This window comes from Streptomyces sp. R11, assembly GCF_041051905.1.
Classification (GTDB): Bacteria; Actinomycetota; Actinomycetes; order Streptomycetales; family Streptomycetaceae; genus Streptomyces.
In genome coordinates, this window is record NZ_CP163432.1 from 9,229,499 (window position 1) to 9,242,831 (window position 13,333).

Annotated in this window: 13 protein-coding genes and 2 pseudogenes; 7 read left to right on the forward strand and 8 right to left on the reverse strand. The window is 68.9% G+C overall.

Annotation, left to right across the window (positions count from 1 at the left end):
- Positions 1-107 precede the first annotated feature (107 nt).
- The 3 genes from AB5J55_RS42720 to AB5J55_RS42730 all read right to left on the reverse strand — a co-directional run bounded on the left by AB5J55_RS42720 (position 108) and on the right by AB5J55_RS42730 (position 2,030).
- Entirely contained in the window at positions 108-725 is a 618-nt protein-coding gene (locus AB5J55_RS42720; protein ID WP_369275775.1) for a DUF305 domain-containing protein, read from the reverse strand.
- A gap of 118 nt (positions 726-843) precedes the next feature.
- Positions 844-1,233, reverse strand: a complete 390-nt coding sequence (locus tag AB5J55_RS42725) for a DUF6153 family protein (protein ID WP_369275776.1) — start codon at positions 1,231-1,233, stop codon at positions 844-846.
- A gap of 182 nt (positions 1,234-1,415) precedes the next feature.
- Positions 1,416-2,030, reverse strand: a complete 615-nt coding sequence (locus tag AB5J55_RS42730) for a TetR/AcrR family transcriptional regulator (protein ID WP_369275777.1) — start codon at positions 2,028-2,030, stop codon at positions 1,416-1,418.
- 104 nt (positions 2,031-2,134) lie between these two features.
- Here AB5J55_RS42730 and AB5J55_RS42735 point away from each other — a divergent pair, with 104 nt between their 5' ends.
- The 4 genes and pseudogenes from AB5J55_RS42735 to AB5J55_RS42750 all read left to right on the forward strand — a co-directional run bounded on the left by AB5J55_RS42735 (position 2,135) and on the right by AB5J55_RS42750 (position 5,597).
- Positions 2,135-3,532 carry an MFS transporter gene (locus AB5J55_RS42735; protein WP_369275778.1) on the forward strand — a complete coding sequence of 466 codons (1,398 nt, stop codon included), beginning with the start codon at positions 2,135-2,137 and terminating at the stop codon, positions 3,530-3,532.
- Positions 3,533-3,693: 161 nt separating this feature from the next.
- Entirely contained in the window at positions 3,694-4,221 is a 528-nt protein-coding gene (locus AB5J55_RS42740; RefSeq protein WP_369275779.1) for an aspartate carbamoyltransferase, read from the forward strand.
- Between the two features lie 53 nt (positions 4,222-4,274).
- Positions 4,275-4,694 (forward strand): annotated as a pseudogene (locus tag AB5J55_RS42745) (GNAT family N-acetyltransferase); the annotation flags it as partial.
- Positions 4,695-4,730: 36 nt separating this feature from the next.
- Entirely contained in the window at positions 4,731-5,597 is an 867-nt protein-coding gene (locus AB5J55_RS42750) for a class I SAM-dependent methyltransferase (RefSeq protein ID WP_369276468.1), read from the forward strand.
- Positions 5,598-5,690: 93 nt separating this feature from the next.
- On the opposite strand, the gene AB5J55_RS42755 is transcribed toward AB5J55_RS42750, so the two are convergent.
- A complete protein-coding gene (locus AB5J55_RS42755; RefSeq protein WP_369275780.1) occupies positions 5,691-6,971 on the reverse strand; it encodes an IS701 family transposase in 1,281 nt (426 codons plus the stop codon).
- Positions 6,972-7,136: 165 nt separating this feature from the next.
- Between AB5J55_RS42755 and AB5J55_RS42760 the strand changes: the two genes are divergently transcribed.
- Positions 7,137-8,345 carry an acyltransferase gene (locus AB5J55_RS42760; protein WP_369275781.1) on the forward strand — a complete coding sequence of 403 codons (1,209 nt, stop codon included), beginning with the start codon at positions 7,137-7,139 and terminating at the stop codon, positions 8,343-8,345.
- A gap of 20 nt (positions 8,346-8,365) precedes the next feature.
- Here AB5J55_RS42760 and AB5J55_RS42765 read toward each other — a convergent pair.
- Positions 8,366-8,626 (reverse strand): annotated as a pseudogene (locus tag AB5J55_RS42765) (transposase); the annotation flags it as partial.
- A gap of 105 nt (positions 8,627-8,731) precedes the next feature.
- Positions 8,732-9,022: a hypothetical protein gene (locus AB5J55_RS42770; RefSeq protein WP_369275782.1), complete on the reverse strand. Its 291-nt coding sequence runs from the start codon at positions 9,020-9,022 to the stop codon at positions 8,732-8,734.
- 57 nt (positions 9,023-9,079) lie between these two features.
- Here AB5J55_RS42770 and AB5J55_RS42775 point away from each other — a divergent pair, with 57 nt between their 5' ends.
- Entirely contained in the window at positions 9,080-9,493 is a 414-nt protein-coding gene (locus tag AB5J55_RS42775) for a hypothetical protein (RefSeq protein WP_369275783.1), read from the forward strand.
- Here AB5J55_RS42775 and AB5J55_RS42780 read toward each other — a convergent pair.
- Both AB5J55_RS42780 and AB5J55_RS42785 read right to left on the reverse strand, forming a co-directional pair.
- Positions 9,433-10,458 carry an AAA family ATPase gene (locus tag AB5J55_RS42780; protein ID WP_369275784.1) on the reverse strand — a complete coding sequence of 342 codons (1,026 nt, stop codon included), beginning with the start codon at positions 10,456-10,458 and terminating at the stop codon, positions 9,433-9,435. The genes AB5J55_RS42775 and AB5J55_RS42780 overlap by 61 nt on opposite strands.
- Positions 10,451-10,999: a hypothetical protein gene (locus tag AB5J55_RS42785; protein ID WP_369276469.1), complete on the reverse strand. Its 549-nt coding sequence runs from the start codon at positions 10,997-10,999 to the stop codon at positions 10,451-10,453. Before AB5J55_RS42785 ends, AB5J55_RS42780 begins: the two co-directional genes overlap by 8 nt.
- Positions 11,000-12,000: 1,001 nt before the next feature.
- Here AB5J55_RS42785 and AB5J55_RS42790 point away from each other — a divergent pair.
- Positions 12,001-12,249, forward strand: coding sequence for a hypothetical protein (locus AB5J55_RS42790; protein WP_369275785.1), 249 nt, complete (start codon positions 12,001-12,003; stop codon positions 12,247-12,249).
- The last annotated feature ends 1,084 nt before the right edge of the window (positions 12,250-13,333 follow it).

Sequence of the window (13,333 nt, forward strand, 5' to 3'; positions counted from 1 at the left end):
CAACGATATACCCCCAGGGGGTATTTCGGGGAAGTGGGGAACGCGTAAAAAGCAGCGGGGGTGTGGAGGGTCGCGCCAGCCCTCCACACCCCCGCTGACGGAGTGGGTCAGCTCTTGCCGAGCAGCTTGTTCATCTTCTGGATCTCGGCGGTCTGGGAGGTGATGATGGCGTCGGCCATCTTCTTGGCGTCGGGGAAGGCGCCTTCGGTCTTCTCCGTCTTGGCCATCGCCACCGCGCCTTCGTGATGCTTGATCATCATCTCCATGAAGGCGGTGTCGAACGCCTTGCCGGATGCCTTCTTCAGCTGGTCCATCTCCTCGGCCGTCATCATCCCGCCCGTGCCGTGAGCGGAGTGGTCCATGGCGCCCTCGGCGGGCACCTTCTCGCCCCAGGAGGTCAGCCACCCGGACAGGGCCTTGATCTCCGGGTCCTGGGCCTTCTTGATCTGTTCGGCGAGCTTCTTCACCTCGGCCGACTGAGCGCGGGACGGGGCGAGGTCGGCCATCTCCACAGCCTGGCGGTGGTGGGGAATCATCCCCTGCGCGAAGGCGGTGTCGGCGGCATTGTGCTGCCCCTGCGAGGCGGAAGCCGAAGCGGATGCCGAGGTCGCGGCGTGGCCGTTGTGCCCGGTCGCGCTGCCGCCGCATGCGGCCAGGACGAGAGCGGCCGTGCCGACGGCGGCCACGGCGGTGCCGCCGCGGATCAGGGAACGCTTACGGATCATGGTGGTGCAACTCCTTGACGCGCACCCGTCTCGGGCGCGCGGGATCAGGGGGATGAGAACAGGCGAAAACACGGCAACCCGCCCGGACAGGGCATGCAGGGGTGCCGTGCGGGCCGCTCTATATCCGCAGGAGTTGCAGTTCGGAGAGGTCAGGCGGCGCCCGTCCCTGCACGGCCGACGCCGGCGCGGCGATCGGAACACCGGCAGCGGCCGGTGCGTCGGGCAGTGCGCCGACCAGCGCGGGCGGCGCATGAGCGGAGCCGATACCGGCCGCCGCGCACGTTCCGTCGGCGTGTGCGAGGTGCCCGGAGCCGCCGTCTGTGTGCGAACATGCCGCGCTGGCCTGCTCCGTGGCAGGGGCATGGGCCATGGTCATGGCGTGTTCGGGTGCCGGCGCTCCGCTGGGAGCCAGTGCGTGCATGCCCAGGATCCCGGCCAGCACCGTGAGCACCAGCAGCGCGAACAGCGGCCCAGCGGGGCGGCGGCTCGATCGGGTGCTGCTGGTCATGCCCGCCATCGTACGGATGCACACGCAACAGCGTGACGTTGAGGGACCCGCGCGATGCCTGGCCTGCTCGGCGGGCACGGACTCATCGCGCGAGGCATCCCATGCTGAGCAGGCCCACTTGCGCCCGTGCGGCTGCCCGGCGGCGCCTCCCGTGGCGAGCTCTTCCTCGTGGGCTGTTGGTGTTACGCCCCGCCGCCGGTCTCGGGTACCGGTGTGCCCGGGGGCGTGAAGGCGGCGAGCACCGTGGCGGTGATGTGGTCGGCGGCGTGGTCGGGGGTGAGGCGGCCGGCGCGGATCTCCTCGGTCGCGCTGTGCATGACCGTGTGCAGGACATTGACCATCCACGCGATCGGCAGGTCCGTACGGAAGGCTCCCTCGGCGCGGCCGCGGGCGACCAGTGTCTCGACCCGGGCGGCGGGCCCGGCATGCAGTTCGCGGATGCGTCCGGCGGGGAGTTCCCGTTGTGCGGCGGCGAGCAGGGCGCGTGCCTGGTCCACCAGGTGCCAGCCGGCCTCGATGTACCGGGCCAGGGCGAGCAGCGGGTCACCGGTCAGGTCGACCGTGTCCAGGACTTCGTTGCCCCGGTCGATGGCGCGGCTCATCGCCGCGTCGACGACCTCCGCCCGGGAGCTGAAGTGCGCATACAGCGTTACCCGGCCCACGCCCGCAGCCCGCGCGATCTCACTCAGGTTCGCCTCCGGGTTGCTTCCGAGGCATTCGGCTGCGGCCTGCACGATCGCGTCGATGCTGCGTAGAGCGTCGGCGCGCTTGGCGGCCGTGGAGTTCTTGCTGCCCATGCGCCCACCCTACCCCGGCAAGTCGTACAACCCTGTTTGGCTTATACCCCCGGGGCGTATAACGTGAACACTGCTGTACGACTTAGCGATGGAGGGTGAGCGTCATGAGCGACACGGAAACCACCACCACACGCGCACCGGATGCACCGCATCCGCTGCGCTGGACGGCCCTGGGACTGCTGGGCCTGGCCCAGCTGATGCTGATCCTCGACATCACCGTGGTCGCGATCGCACTCCCCGACATGGGCGTGGAACTGGACCTGGACCGCGCGGCACTGACCTGGGTGGTCAGCGGATACGCCCTCACGTTCGGCAGCATGATGCTGCTCGGCGGCCGGGCCGCGGACCTGTTCGGTCCCAAGCGGGTCCTCCTGGCAGGGCTCGCCGTGTTCACCGCCGCATCGCTGGCCGCCGGACTCGCCACCGGCGCCCCGCTGCTGCTCGCCGCGCGGATCGCCCAAGGGGTGGGCGCCGCGATGCTCTCGCCCGCCGCCCTCTCGGTGGTGGTGCGGCTGTTCGACGGCGACGAACGCAACCGCGCGCTGGGCATCTGGTCGGCGCTCGGCGGCGGGGGCGCCGCCCTCGGCGTACTGCTGGGCGGGCTGATCACGGCAGGTCCGGGCTGGGCGTGGGTCTTCTTCGTCAACGTCCCCGTCGGCCTGATCGTCCTCGTCTCGCTCGCCCGGATCCTGCCGAGCCTGCCCCGCGCGGGCACCGGTTCCCTCGACGTACCCGGCGCCGTCCTGGTCGCCGCCGCGACGGGCGCCCTCATCTACGCCCTGATCCGTGCCGGTGACCACGGCTGGCTCGACATCGTCACCGTGGCCCTGGTCGCCGCCTCGGCAGCCGCCTACGCGGCTTTCGCCCTCTGGCAACGCCGGGCGACGGCACCGCTGATGGACCTGCGACTGCTGGGCCGGCGCCCGGTGGTGGCCGGCACCTTCGTCATCGCCGTCACCACGGCGCTGATGGTGGGGGCCTTCTTCCTCGGCTCCTTCTACCTCCAGAACCACCAGGGCCACGGTGCCCTGATGACCGGCGTGCTGTTCCTGCCGGTGGCGCTGCTGACCATGGCCGCCGCCGCAGCCGCCGGCCGCGTGATCGGCCGTCTGGGAGCCCGGCTGCTGGCTGTGCTCGCCCTGGCTGTCGCGGCCGCCGGGTTCCTCGTTCCGGTGCTGTGGTCCGGAACCACGGCGATGGTCACCGGCCTAAGCATCGCTGCGGCAGGACTGGGCGCCCTGTTCGTCGTCGCCGCCGCCACAGCCCTCGCCAGCGTCGCCCCCCATGAGGCCGGGGTGACGTCGGGCATCGTCAGCACCTTCCACGAGTTCGGCGCCTCAGCCGGCGCCGCGGCCGTCTCCAGCGCCGCCGCCACCAGCATCGCCGCCCACACCGGCGCCCAGAGCGCCTCCGGCTTCGACGACGCGTTCCTCGTCGCCACGGGCATGGCCGCGGTAGCCGCCGTCATCGTCCTGTGGCTGATCCCCGCCAAGCAGCAGTAAGCCCAATCCCAACGGCCAGCTGGGACGGGCCGGGCCAGCACTCCCACAGCTGCGGCGCAGCCGAAGTCCCGTCCCGGGCGCCCTGGCGGCCACGGCACCGCGGCGATCCCATTCACAAAGGAGAGGGCGTACCTCCCTCGAAGTGCTCACGGAGGCACTGGATGAAGTACGGCAAGCGCTGGCTGCTGACGGTCGGCATCACCGCGGCGGGTGTCGGCGCGGCACTGGGCGCAGCGCTCCTGATCGGCGGCCCTCAGCAGGACGGCGACAACGGGCAAACCGGCAGGCAGGAGGCGGTCGCAGAACGCGGCCGGACTGTGATGCCCTTCGACGTCGAAGCAACCACCCACCGCTTCACCCCGACCGAGACGGGCGGGGTCCAGGACGTCGTCGCCGACCAGCCCCACGACGCCAAGCAGGTCAGTCTCATACGCACCCACCTCCAAGAGGAGGCCAAGGCGTTCGGCCGGGGCGACTTCGGCGACCCCGCCCAGATCCATGGCGATGGCATGCCGGGCCTGGCGGAACTTGAAGACGGCTATGAGCGCATCGAGGTGCGCTACCGGGAACGGCCCGACGGGGCCACCCTCACCTATACCACCGCAGAGCCGGTCCTGGTCGACGCGCTGCACGACTGGTTCGAAGCGCAGCTCAGCGACCACGGCGACCACGCCGAATGCGGCCACTGACCAGTGAGCGAGCACCGGAGCAGGTCGTCACAGCGCACATCGCACGATCGGAAGTGGACAGCTTGAACGACCCGTACGAGTTGAGCGTGGGGGTGCCCTCCGTCGAGGTCTTCCGCCGCCTGCGCACCGATGCCGGCCTCTCTGACAAGGACCCCGAAGCGGTGGCGCTGGCCCTGCCCAACACATGGCACGGGGTGGTCCTTCAGCACGAGGGGGAGCCCGTCGGCATGGGGCGGATCATCGGTGACGGCGGTACCGCGTTCCAGATCGTCGACATGTGCGTACACCCCGCCCACCAAGGACGCGGCCTGGGCAAGCGCATCATGGCCGCGCTCACCGCCGAGCTGGAGCGCCGGGCGCCTGCCACCGCGTATGTCTCCCTGATCGCAGACGGCCCCGCCCGCTTCCTCTACGAGAAGTTCGGCTTCGCCGACACCGCCACGCACGACTCGACCGGCATGTACCGCGTCATGGACCCAGTATCCGTCTTTTCCCACAGGAGGCCCCCCGTGCCGGACGTTGTCAACACCGAGCAGGCACAGGCATGGAACGGCCCAGAAGGCTCCCACTGGGCCCGCAACCAGGACCGCTGGAACGCCGTGAACGAAGGCTTCAACGAGCCACTGCTCGATGCCGCCGGGATCGCCGGGGACCACCGGGTCCTCGACCTTGGTTGCGGCTCCGGGCAGACCACGCACCTCGCCGCGCGCAGAGTGCCCCGAGGGCACGCGCTTGGCCTCGATCTGTCCGGCCCGATGCTGGCCGAGGCGCGGGCCCGCGCGAAACGGGAGGGCATCACGAACGCCTCCTTCGTGCAAGGCGACACCCAGGTGTACCCCTTCGAGGAGGGCTCGTTCGACGCGGCGGTCAGCCGCTACGGGGTGATGTTCTTCGCCGACCCGGTAGCGGCCTTCGGTAACGTCTGCCGGGCGCTGCGGCCCGGCGGGCACCTGGCGTTCGTCTGCCCGGCCGATGCCACGCTCAACGGCTGGGTCGCGGCGATGGCGTCGCTGCGCGACTTCCTGCCCGTCGGCGACTTCGGACGGCCGGGGCTACCCGGCATGTTCTCCCTAGCTGCCCCGGACCGCATCCGCGAAGTGCTCGCCGCAGCCGGATTCACCGGCATCAGCATCAACCAGGCGCAGGCGTATGGGACATGGGGACACGGAGCCGAGGACGCGGCAGCGTTCCTGCTGGGCACCGGCCCCGGCCGCCACCTGATGGAGCAGGCCGACGCGGCCACACGATCCCGCGCCCGCCACACCCTGACCGACCATCTGCGCGCCCAGGAGGTGGCGGACGGCACAGTCCGGCTGCTCAGCACGTCGTGGCTGGTCACGGCGGACCGCCCAACCGACCCATCGGACAGGCCCTAGTAGGACTTCGTTAAGTCTGTCTTGATCTTGGTGTTGTGTGTGGCCTGGTGGGCAGGGGCTGTTGGCAGGTGGTGCAGATGCCGGTCCAGCACCTCAGGGTGTTCTGGAGGGTGTCGAGGACCTGATAGAGGGTGAGGCTGGCCTGGGCACTTTTGGGGACAGGCGTTGTTCGGTGAGGAAGGCGTGGGCGCCGGTCACGAGGGTGACGTGGTGATGCCAGCCCGGCCAGGAACGCCCTTCGAAATGGTCTAGGCCCAGGCCGTGTTTGAGTTCGCGGTAGTCGTGCTCGATGCGCCAGCGGACCTTGGCCAGGCGGACCAGGTTGCTGATCGGGGTGTCGCGCGGGAGGTTGGACAGCCAGTAGTCGGTCGGCGTTTCGGCTTCGGCGGGCCATTCGATCAGCAGCCAGCAGTCGGGCAGAATCCCGTCCCACCAGCCCAGTTCAGCGGAGGCGGCGGCTTTGACCGGGCGCTCAACAGCTTTGCCCGCCGGGCGCACGCGCACGGCGGCGAAGCGGGAGCATAACTCTCCTCGTGAGCCGTTGCGCCAGGTGAGAGAGGTGAATGCCTGCTGTCCGAGGCGTGCGGCCAGGGCTGCCACCGACGGTGCGCTGTGGCGGTAGCGGGGCTGGGGCCAGCAGCCGACGGGCCCGTTGCGGGCCGGGGCCTGAGGCTTCGCGTCGAACGGGTGGGCCGTCACATCGGCGCGGATGGCGAGCACGTAGGCGAGGTGGCGGTCGTCGAGCGCGGCCCACAGGTGTGCGTTGGTGCCGTAGGCGGCATCGACCACCACCGCCGGCGGGGTCATCCCCCAGTCGGCGAGGGTGTCGAGCATGTCCAATGCCAGGCGCCACTTCTCCCGATGCGTGACCTGGGGCGGGACGATGGTCTTGACCCGGCGCTCGCTGTCTGAGGCCCACTCCGCGGGCAGGAACAGCCGCCATTGCAGCGGGCAGGAGGCGGTGTCACTCGCCGCGTGAACACTGACGGCGACCTGGCAGTTGGCGCGTTTGCCCAAAGCTCCGCAGTATTGCGGAGCCACGGCGACCGACATCTGGCCGTCCTTGGGCACCGACACGTCGTCGATCACCCAGGCGGCCGGGTTGACCAGCGGCAGCAGGCGTTCGTTGATCCGCCGTTGCACCGGCACCGGATCCCAGGTGGACTGGTTCACGAACTGCTGCAGGTTCTGCTCGTTGCCGTCCGGCAGCCGCGAGGCCATCGCCTGGATCGACTTGCGGCGGCCGTCCAGCATCAGGCCCCGCAGATAGCAGTCGCCTTTGGCCCGCTGGTCCTTGCGCGGCAACGAAGCGAACACATCAGCCACGTATAGCGCCAACGTCGCCCGGACACGGTTCACTTCATGTGCGTCCACACATCCAACATGCTCGTGATCAGCACTGATGGAAAGACCTAACGGAGTCCTATTAGGGCGTGTATCGAAAATGGATCTTCGATGTGAGCAGAGTCCGTTGCGGGGGTAGCGCCCGACGGCCGCCTTCCCAACACTGGTGGCGTACAGGCGACGGGGGGCACAGACATGGCGACGCGCACAGAACCTGCGCAGGCGCCGCTCCCGGAGCGGCGGCCGGAGCTGGACACGATCCGGATGCTGGTCGTGATCGGGCTGGTCTTCTTCCACTCGGCGCTCGTATTCGCTGCCGACGACGACTTCTACGTCAAGAACGCCGAGACCACCGAAGCCATCACGATCATCGCCGGGTTCGGGGTCGTCTGGGCTATGCCGCTGCTGTTCCTCATCTCCGGCCTCGGCGCCTGGCACTCGCTTCAGCGCCGCGGCGCGGGCGGCTTCGCCAGCGAGCGGCTGCTGCGGCTCGGCATTCCGCTGGTCTTCGCGACCCTCGCGCTGAACCCGCTGCCGCAGTGGCTGCGGCTGCGCTCGGCCGACGCCGACTACCACGAGTCGTACCTCGGCTTCCTGCCTCGCTTCTACGACGTGCACCTGGAGCCCGAAGCGTTCCCCTTCCTCGTCCAGGGCGAGCACTTCGAGACCGGCCATCTTTGGTTCGTCGTGCTCCTTCTGGCGTTCTCCCTCACGCTGGTGCCGTTCCACCGGTGGTTGCCGCGCGAGCGCGTCCGCCGCATCGGCGACCGGGTGGCGGAGGCGACCCTGCACCGGCAGGGCGTCGTGTTCCTGCCGGCCCTCGCCTTCGCGGCGATCTGTGCCTTCGCACGGCTGGAGGAGGACTACGCGGGCTGGCACCGCGGGTCGTACCTGCTGTTCTTCGTTGCCGGCTTCGCGCTCGCCACCGACGACCGCTTCCGCACCGTGATGCGGCGCGACGCCGGGACCGCAGCCTGGCTCGGCGTCGTGCTGTTCGCGGCAGCCGGCCCTGGCTTTGCCCTGGCCGACGAGCCCTTCACGGAGATGACCGCCCTGGCCACCGCCTCACGGGCGCTGTTCGGTGCGGCCGGATGGTGCCTGGTGGTCGCCATCCCAGGCCTCCTCGACCGTCGGCGGCTAGAGCAACCGCGTGCGGCGCCGAACCCGGCCCCGACGACGCGTCGGCGCCTCTATGGCTATCTCGCCGCAGCCGTGCTGCCGCTGTACGTCCTGCACCAGCCGATCGTGGTCGCCGTCGCATACTTCGTGATCGGCTGGTCGGCGCCGATCCTAGTTGAGTACGCCGTGCTCGTGGCGATCGCCCTCACCCTCACCCTCACCGCGTACGAGCTGCTGGTCCGCCGCACGCGGGCGACCCGCTTCCTGTTCGGGATGCGATCCTAGGAGCGTCACGAATGTGCTGGTCACAGCCACTCGTTGATAGCCGCTACGAGGACGGTCGCCTCGTAGCGGACCGCGAGCTTGTCGTACCTCGTGGCCACCGCGCGGTGTCTTTTGAGGCGATTGATACCGCACTCGACCGCGTGCCCGGCCTTGTAGTCCTCCGGGTCGAACTTCGGCGGACGGCCGCCGCGGGAGCCGAGTTTCCTTCGGTTGCGGGCCTGGTCGACCTTGTCCGGGATGGTGCAGCGGATGACACGTCTGCGCAGGTAGGCGCGGTTCTTGCGAGAGGCGTACGCCTAAGACCACGCCAGGACGGTCCATGAGCGGCTGCTGATCCTCATCTTGCCCAGGCAGGTCCATAAAGTCCGCCTCACGTCCGAGCGCCGCTAGTTGATCCGTCCGCCTACCTCTGAAACATCACCACAGTCCCGCCAGGCAGTGGCCGCTTCATCGATCACCGTCACCTCAGACGCCAGCACGGATAAGAAGCACGCACTGACATTTGGAAGCAACAGCTCGCAATAGGCGAGAGAACCGGCGGCCGCCACCGCGCCGCCACCTTCGCCCTCGCGCTCCAAGCCGTCCTCACCGGCGACATCGCCGGCGCCACCGAACTGGGCGTCGCGGACCTCGCCCACCGCTACTCCGGCCGCGACCTGACGGTGCACCTCGTCCACCGCGACCTCGCCAAAGCCGTCGTCGACCGCTGACCGACCACCGGAGGACTGCTCACCATGGCCTACCGCGACAGCGAATTCCCCTGGATCAAGGTCACCACGTTCGGCTTCGACCACGGAGTCCCCGAAACAACGATCGGCGCCCTTCTGATCGACCTTCGCGGCACTGCCCTGAACGACCCGGCAGCCGACTCCGCCCTGGCCGGCCGCGACGGCAAGAACCCGGACGTCATCCAACACGTCATGGAATCCCCCGGCCTGTTCACCAAGCTCGAGCGAATCGCGGGCCAGGCCCGCGCACTACTGGACTTCAACGCCCAGAAGAACTTCACCGCCCGCATCCTGATCGGCGACACCGACGGCCGCATCCACGCCGTGGTCATTGCCGACGCCGCCGCCGCTGTCGCTTGTCACTCGACAGGAACTGTCATGTTGAGATGCTGGAGCACCAGCCGGGCGATCCCATCCTGATCGGGTGCGCCCTCCTGGACCGTCCGGCTCATCAGGTAGACCGCGTTGAGCAGCTGGTCGGTGGCGAGTTCACCGGTCGTCGCGCGCTCCATGAACAACTCGATGATCTCCTCCGCCTGGTCGTCGGCCCCCGGAAGATGCGCGCGCACAATGGCTCGCAGTCGCGTCTCGTCCTCGGTGACAGCTGGCAGTTGGAGTCTGACGCAACGCCGTAGGAAGGCGGGAGGAAACTCTCGTTCCCCGTTGCTGGTCAGCACGACGAACGGGAAGGCACGGCAGCGGACGAGGCCGCGGTGCACCGTGACGTGCTCGCCACCGTCGGCTGGCCGCATCATGACCGTCTCGTGGGTGTCCGCGGCACGCGCCAGCTCCGGGATCTCGAATCCGCCTTCCTCGAAGACGTCCAGAAGATCATTCGGCAGATCGATGTCGCTCTTGTCGATCTCGTCGATCAACAGCACACGCGGCAGCCGGTAGGGGGACAGAGCGGTGCCCAGCGGGCCGAGGCTGACATACCGGCCGGGACCTGCCGGTTGCGGCTGGTCACCCTGTCGCGCCTGGTGCCTGTTCACGCCCGCCTCCTCCAGGCGGCCCAACGAGTCGTACCGGTACAGCCCCTCGCGCAGCGTGGTCTTGCTGTTCACTGGCCAGCGCAGCACCGCGCCCAGTTTCAACTCGCTCGCTACCGCGTCCGCGAGCGTCGACTTGCCGACGCCGGGATCTCCAGTGACCAGCAGCGGCCTGCGCAGATACAGGGCCGTGTTCACCGCCTCGATGATGTTCGTATCGGCCTGATAGGCCGCGGCCCGCGGCAGCCGACGTCGGCCCTGCGCGGGTACTTCTCGGTCGAAGGGAGTCACCTCGTCTTCGGCGTTGCCGAAGTCACGCCACGGCGGCGGATCGGGCAGGCGGTCGATGCCATCGTGCGGTTCGCCGACGCCCTGATAGATCCTCCACTCACTCAACGGGTTGTCCTTCCTCGACCAGGGAGGCCGGGGCTAGGGGAGTGCGAGGAATCCGCCGGCTGGGGTCGTCCCACAGCAGGACAACATGCTCGCCGATGTGACCCTCGTCCTCCGCTTCGATCTCCGCATCGTTGCGCAGCACGCAGATCCTGTCGGGCACGTCGTCGCGCGGGGTGACGGAGAGGAACCCACGTGCCTGAGTGAGGAACCCCGGGTCGGGACAGGCGTCCCGGCCCGGGATTCCGCAGGGACTTCCGCAGACCGGCGGGCCGGGCACGGAACCTCGCCGCCACAACATCATCGGCACTCCGGACGTGAGCGCGACCATGTACGCGTCGGCGACCGGCGACTCGCGCGGCGATCCGGCCAGCGCCAGCGCGGCCAGCGCAGGGTCGTTGTTGAACATGGCGTCGAGCGCTGCCTGGCGCTGACGGTCGCGCCCGCAGACACAGACCAGCGCCTCACCCACCCGCTTCCCTTCCAGATGGCGCCAGCGCTCTTCCCATGCCGCGTGGAGATGCGGAGCCTCGTGTCGTTCCAGGGGCCGCCCTGTGAGGTCTCACCGATGCTGCGGTGGCAGCGCGTCGTTGACCAGCACCGCCACAGGTGTATTGCGACGGCTTCTGGCTCTGTATGGGTGATCTGACCTGCGGTGCTGCAGGTTGGATGAGACTGCCGCACATGTGCTGAGAATGCCTATAGGGCGGCGGCAGGGGAGGCGCGCGCCGATTCCGCCTCGGCGGGCGCGATCAGGCTCCGCAGGGTGTCGCCGCTGCCGTGCGGCAGCGGCCACGTAGACGCGCAGACCCCCGAGTTTCTCTTTGAGGTCGAGGAGCCGGTAGCCGGGAAACGCCGCATGGATCTGTTCATGCAGATGCTCTAGTAACTGCCGCCAGCCCGGCCCCACTGCGTGCCCGCGCGGGGATATGTACCGGGTACGCGCCAGGGCGGTGGGGTCGTTCAGCCATGCCCCGATCCTCGGGCACGGCGCGCTCGTGCTGGCTCCGTTCATGCGGGACACCGGTGTTTGTCCGGCACGATCGCGAACCCGGGACAAGGTTGACCCCTAAGCCCGAGCAGTTGCTCGGCTACATCGAGGCCCGACTCATCGTCTGGAACCACCTGTTCGAGGCCGAGGACGACCCCGACCTCTGCCTCGCCCTCGACGTCCCGCCCGCGGTCCGGGCTGTGTGTGGTGCCGGATCTTTCGGCTTGGCTCTCGGCGGCGCTGGTAGGGGTGCGGAGTCGCTTTCCCTCCTATCTGCCGAGGTGGGAGGGCCAAGGAGACAGATCGGACAGTCGTGATACAGATCACGAGCTCCTAGTGGAACCAGTCGTTGATCCCTCTGTTCTCGGAATGTTCATGGAAGCCACTCTCTCGCTTCATTGATCGATTTCTGGGCTGAGCTGGCTCCACCGTGCTGGGGAGCACGGTCGGCTCCCGCCCGGATGCCGACTTTTTGGTCATGGACTGTGGTCCGCGCTGCACGCATGCGGGGGCCACTTGGGGTGGGAGTTCGAGTGGCTGCTCGGCGTGCGCGTTTGCTGTCCGTCACCGTTGCGGGTGCTGTTCTGGCCGGTCTGTTGTCGACAGCAACGGTGGTGGCGCCGCGGCAAGCTGCCGCGGCATCGGAAGAAGCGACGCCGCTGGTGCCGTCACAGTCCCTGGGAACCGTCCCTGCCCAGCAGGCGGAGGAGACGGGCAAGCCGCTGCCCGAGCCGGACTGGCCGGTAGCTGCCGAAGCGACGGTGGATCTGTCACGGCAGCTCCCGGAAAGCCCGGTACCGTGACGCCGGAGCCGTCCGCGTCACCCAGCGGGGACACGACCGAGGTTGCCGACGTCGTCGAGGTGGCACCAGCGCCTGAAAGTGAGGCCGCCACGCCCCAGATGTCCAGGGGGCGGGGCTGCTCACCGAGGAAACCCCCACATCCACCCCCACTCCCAATTCCACGCCCAGCAGCACGGACGGCGCCGAGGCGACGGCTTCCGCCGGCCCGGAGCCGACCACGAGTGCATCACCGCAACCGTCGGAGTCGGCATCTACCCCGCCAGCTGGGCCTGCCGAGGATCTGGTGTCGCCGGAGCAGGTTGATGTACGGGTACTGGACCGCCAGGACGTGGCTGTGGCCGGGGGAGTGGGCCTGGGTCTGCAGGTCACCCGCACCGACGGAGTGGCCTCGCCCGGTCAGGTGCAGGTCGACATCGACTACTCGGGCTTCAAGTACGCCTATGGCGGCGATTTCGCCTCCCGGCTGCGGCTGGTGAAGCTGCCAGAGTGCGCGCTGCAGACCCCCGAGGCCGATGGCTGCACGGACCGCGAGCTCATACCTGCGGAGAACGACACCGCGACCGGCACACTGACCGCGACGATCGCAGCGCAGCCGGACAGCGCAGGCTTGTCGGCCCAGCTGGGCAGCACCACTAGCTCCGTCTACGCACTGACCTCTGGTTCCTCCTCGGACAAGGGTGACTACCGGGCCTCCACTTTGTCACCGACCGGCTCGTGGGACGTGGCGACCGGCTCCGGAGCCTTCACCTACAGCCTGCCGGCTCCTGCGATGGGGTCAGCCCCTTCGCTGGCGCTGTCGTACAACTCGCAGTCGGTTGATGGACGCACCTCGGCGACGAACAATCAGGCCTCCTGGGTCGGCATGGGCTGGGACCTGAACGTCGGCTTCATCGAGCGCCGCTACCGCAACTGCAACCAGGACGGACTGGCCACGATCGGCGACATGTGCTGGGACTCGCCAAACACCGCCGACGAACCGGACGGCTCCGTCTACGTCATCAACCTCAACGGCGTGACCTCGACTCTGGTGCAGGACAACAACGGCGCCGGCTCCTACCACCTGCAGGACGACCCCGGGTGGCGG